We start from the raw sequence: 3,892 nt of genomic DNA, 5'->3' as shown, positions 1-3,892 counted from the left end.
GCCTCGATGCCCTCGCGAACCGCCGCCTCGGCGGCCCCGCGGTCGCCCCCGGCGGCCGGATCGAACCGGGCGTGGAACAGCGCGACGAGCTGGCGGGCGATGCCGGGATGCTGGCTCAGGGTCGCGGCGAGGTAGTCCTGGCCGTAGCGCACGCGGAGCTGGCGCAGGTAGCGGCCGAGGCCGCGCAGCAGCGCCACGTCGCGCCAGGCGAGGCCGGCCTCCAGCACGAGGCGGTTGTAGCCGTCGGATTCGGCCTGGTCCGCGGCGATGGCAAGCATCGCCGCCTCCAGCGGCGCCTCGAGCGGGCCGATCTCGATGGCCGCACCGGTGGCGCGCTCCAGCAGCATGTCGTGCAGCCAGACCTTGGTGTCGCTCCCCGCCGGCAGCACGCTGTAGGTCCGCTCGTTGATCACCCGGAAGCCGAGGTTCTCCAGGCCGGGCACCCGGTCGGACAGCGGCAGCGACGCCCCGCGCGAGAACACCTTCAGGCGCACCTGCGCCGCCGGGTCGGTGTCGCGGCGGTCGATCGCGACGGCGCGCGGGCGGTCCTCGGACAGGGATTCGAGGATGGCGATGTCGGCGATGGCGACCTCGGCGGAGAAGTTCTCGCGGTAGGCCGCGGAAAAGCCCTCGCCGTAGCGGGCGGCCAGCGCCCGCGCCTCGGATCCGCCCATGGCCTCCGTGAGCGCGGCGCGCAGCGCGTCGCCCCAGGTCCGCACCAGGGCGGCGATGCCGGCCTCCAGCACCGAGGGGTCGCGCTCCGGCGCGCCGGCTTCGGAAAACCCGACGATGTAGTGGATCCGGGCCAGCGGCCCGTCGGGCAGGTCGGGATAGGTCGCCGAGAGCCGGCCGCCGTATTCCTGGGCGAGATAGGCGCCGATGCGGGCGCGCACGATCGAGTCGTAGCGGTCCTTCGGCACGTAGACGAGGAGCGAGACGAAGCGCCCGAACCGGTCGGTCCGCGACAGCACGCGGATGCGCGGCCGGTCGGCGAGGTTGGCGATGGCGAGGGTGAAGCGGAACAGCCGGTCCACGTCGATCTGGAACAGGTCGTCGCGCGGGTAGGTCTCCAGCACGGCGAGGAGCGCCCGCCCGGCATGGCTCGTCGGGTCGAGGCCGGCCTTCTCGACCACGGCCGCGACCTTGCCGCGGAGATAGGGCACCTCGCGGGCGAGCGCGGTGTAGGCCGCGGCGGTGAACAGGCCGACGATGCGGACCTCGCCGGTGAGCTTACCCGTCGCGGAGAACAGCTTGACCGCGACGTAGTCGAGATGCGCCGCGCGGTGGACGCGGGCCTTGAGGCTCGCCTTGGTGATGATCAGCGCGTGCGGCTCCTCGAGGAACGCGACGATCTCCGGCGTCATGTCCACGAGCGCCCGCCCGCGGCGCAGCACGGCGAGGCCCGGATCGCGCAGGATGCCGAGGCTTTCGGCCTCGGCCGCCCGCTCGCCGGGCAGCGCGTGCTCGCGCATGCCGAGCAGCGTGAAGTGGCCGTCGCGCAGCCATTCGAGGAAGGCGCGCGCCTCGGCGACTTCGCCCTCGGGCAGCGGCGGGGGATTGCGGCCGTAGCCCTCGGCGAGCGCGCCGAGCCGGGCCAGCATCGCGTCGTGGTCGTCGGTGACCAGGGCCACATCGCGAAAGACCTGCGCGAGGCCGGCTTCGAGGCGTTCGCGCGCCTCGCCGGCATCGAGCCGGTCGAGGTGGATGTGGATGAAGCTCTCGCGCAGCAGGGCGCCGTGGGCGTCCGCCGTGGTCTCCCCGACGACGCGGACGAGCGCCCCGTCGGCGTCCCGCTCGACGCCGAGGATCGGGTGGGCGACGAGGTGGGGCGTCAGGCCCTGCTCGGTCAGCTCCGCCAGGGTCGAGTCGAGCAGGTAGGGGCGGTTGTCGTTGACGACCTCGACGACGGTCAGCTCGCGGGTGCGCCCGGGGCCGGACACGGCGACGTCGACGAGCCGCAGGTTCGCCGCCGAACCCGTGGCGCGCGGCACCGCAAGATGCGCACGCGCGGCGATCGCGAGGTCGGCCAGCGCCTCGGCCGGGTAGGGCGCCAGGTCCTCCGGCGGCACCCGGCCGAACAGGTCGCGGACGAAGCCGCCCGGTCCGCCGCGGCCGCCCACGATCGATGCCGCCGCCTCGATCAGGTCGGTGCGGGCGGATTTCGCCTCGCTCGTCGCCAGGGCGGTGGCCGATTCCAGCGCCGATTCGGTTTCCAGCACCATGGGCGGGGACCCTCCGGACCGGCACCGACGCCGGTCCCGCCCCGGACGTTAGGGGAGGGCCCATGGCGAGTCGATGACGCTCGCCGCTCGCAGGCCCGCGCCGGGTGACAGGCGGGCCGCGACGACCGGCGTTCCGGAAGGGGCGCCGCTGCCGTCCGGCGTTGCTCCTGCACGCACCGTACCGGTTTCCACCGGTCGCGCTCTCGAAAACGGGAACCCCGCCGGGACTCGCCGGTTGACGCCATATTGGAGCTGTTCTAATTAAGAACTGCAGACGGACGACGGGGCCGGTGACGGTTCCGACAGCCCGCGACAGACGCCCGAACCGGAGAAACCCGATGACCTCGACCAACGCCTCCTGCAACAGCTGCCGCTTCTTCGACGACCACAAGACCAACGGCGCCTCCGCCGTCGGCGATCAGGGCCTGTGCCGCTTCAACCCGCCGGTGAGCCAGCCGGCTCCCGAGTCCAAGGGCCTGTGGCCGGTGGTGGCCTCGCAGGATTGGTGCGGCCACTTCACCGCCGAGATGACCGCGGCCGAGTGATCCCCGCGCGATCCCGAAGGGATCGCCGAACGATCGACCGCAGGGGCCGGCGCCGTCGCGCCGGCCCCTTTTTTGCGTGAGCGGATCGATGACGCCTGACCTGCGCCCGGCCGTCGACGCCGACATCGCCGCGATCGCCCGGATCTACGCCGACGCGGTGACGAACGGCACCGCGAGCTTCGAGACCGAGCCGCCGACTTTGGCCGAGATGGCGCGGCGGCGGATGGCGCTCGTCGCGGACGGCTATCCCTACCTCGTCGCCGAGCGCGACGGCGCGGTCTGCGGATACGCCTATGCCGGCCCCTATCGCGCGCGCGCGGCCTATCGCTCGACGGTGGAGGATTCGGTCTACGTCGCCGAGGCCGCGCGCGGTGTCGGGATCGGCCGCGCCCTGCTGGCGGCGCTCATCGCAGCCTGCGAGGCGATCGACGCGCGGGTGATGGTGGCGGTGATCACCGATCCGGGCTCGGAGGCGTCGGTGGCGCTGCATGCGGGCCTGGGCTTCGCGCATGCCGGCGTGCTCGAGAACGTCGGCCACAAGCACGGGCGCTGGCTCGGCACGGTGCTGATGCAGCGCCGGCTCGGGCCCGGGCCGGACGCGGCCCCGTCGCGGACGTGAGCGAGACGGTCGCCGGCCCGCACGCTCAATCCAATCGGTAGCGCACCGGCTCCATCGCGGGCGGAAGCGGCTCGCCGAGGGCGTCGAGCACCGTGCGCTCGGCCGTGCGCAGCATCGCATCGAGGGGCAGGTCGTTCGCCTCCAGGCCGAAGGGCTCTTCCAGCTCGTCGCCCAGCGCATCGAGGCCGAAGAAGGTGTAGGCCACCAGCATGGTCGCGACCGGCGTCGCCCAGCCGAGCGAGGCCGACAGCCCGAACGGCAGCAACAGGCAGTAAAGCCACGCCGTGCGGTACAGCAGCAGGGTGTAGGCGAAGGGCAGGGGCGTGCCGTGGATCCGCTCGCAGGCGGTATGGATCGCCGACAGGTCCGAGACCTTGCGCTCGAGGACGCCGAACAGCACGTCGGTGAGATGCCCGTCGCGATACGCGCCCGCGAGGTCGCGGGTCAGGCCGGCGAGCACCGCATCGGTCGGGCTCGGGCAGGCGCGCAGGCGCGCGACCTCGCCC

The 3,892-nt window shown here is 73.2% G+C and carries 3 protein-coding genes and 1 pseudogene; 2 read left to right on the top strand and 2 right to left on the bottom strand.

Features of this window, described 5'->3' with window-relative positions:
• A pseudogene (locus FV223_RS22260) lies at positions 1–2,222 on the bottom strand (NAD-glutamate dehydrogenase domain-containing protein); the annotation flags it as partial.
• A 338-nt stretch (positions 2,223–2,560) separates the two neighbouring features.
• On the opposite strand from FV223_RS22260, the gene FV223_RS22255 reads away from it, so the two are divergent.
• Both FV223_RS22255 and FV223_RS22250 read left to right on the top strand, forming a co-directional pair.
• Entirely contained in the window at positions 2,561–2,767 is a 207-nt protein-coding gene (locus FV223_RS22255) for a hypothetical protein (RefSeq protein WP_147729034.1), read from the top strand.
• An 88-nt stretch (positions 2,768–2,855) separates the two neighbouring features.
• Complete coding sequence (locus FV223_RS22250; RefSeq protein ID WP_147729033.1) at positions 2,856–3,386, top strand: GNAT family N-acetyltransferase; 531 nt, start codon at positions 2,856–2,858, stop codon at positions 3,384–3,386.
• Between the two features lie 25 nt (positions 3,387–3,411).
• Here FV223_RS22250 and FV223_RS22245 read toward each other — a convergent pair.
• A partial coding sequence (locus FV223_RS22245; RefSeq protein ID WP_281407461.1) for a bestrophin family ion channel occupies positions 3,412–3,892 on the bottom strand: 481 nt, incomplete at its 5' end.

The sequence above is a fragment of the Methylobacterium sp. WL116 genome, from assembly GCF_008039455.1.
Classification (GTDB): Bacteria; Pseudomonadota; Alphaproteobacteria; order Rhizobiales; family Beijerinckiaceae; genus Methylobacterium.
The sequence above is the reverse complement of the archived record's forward strand: the minus strand, read 5'-3'. Positions and strand labels throughout refer to the sequence as shown.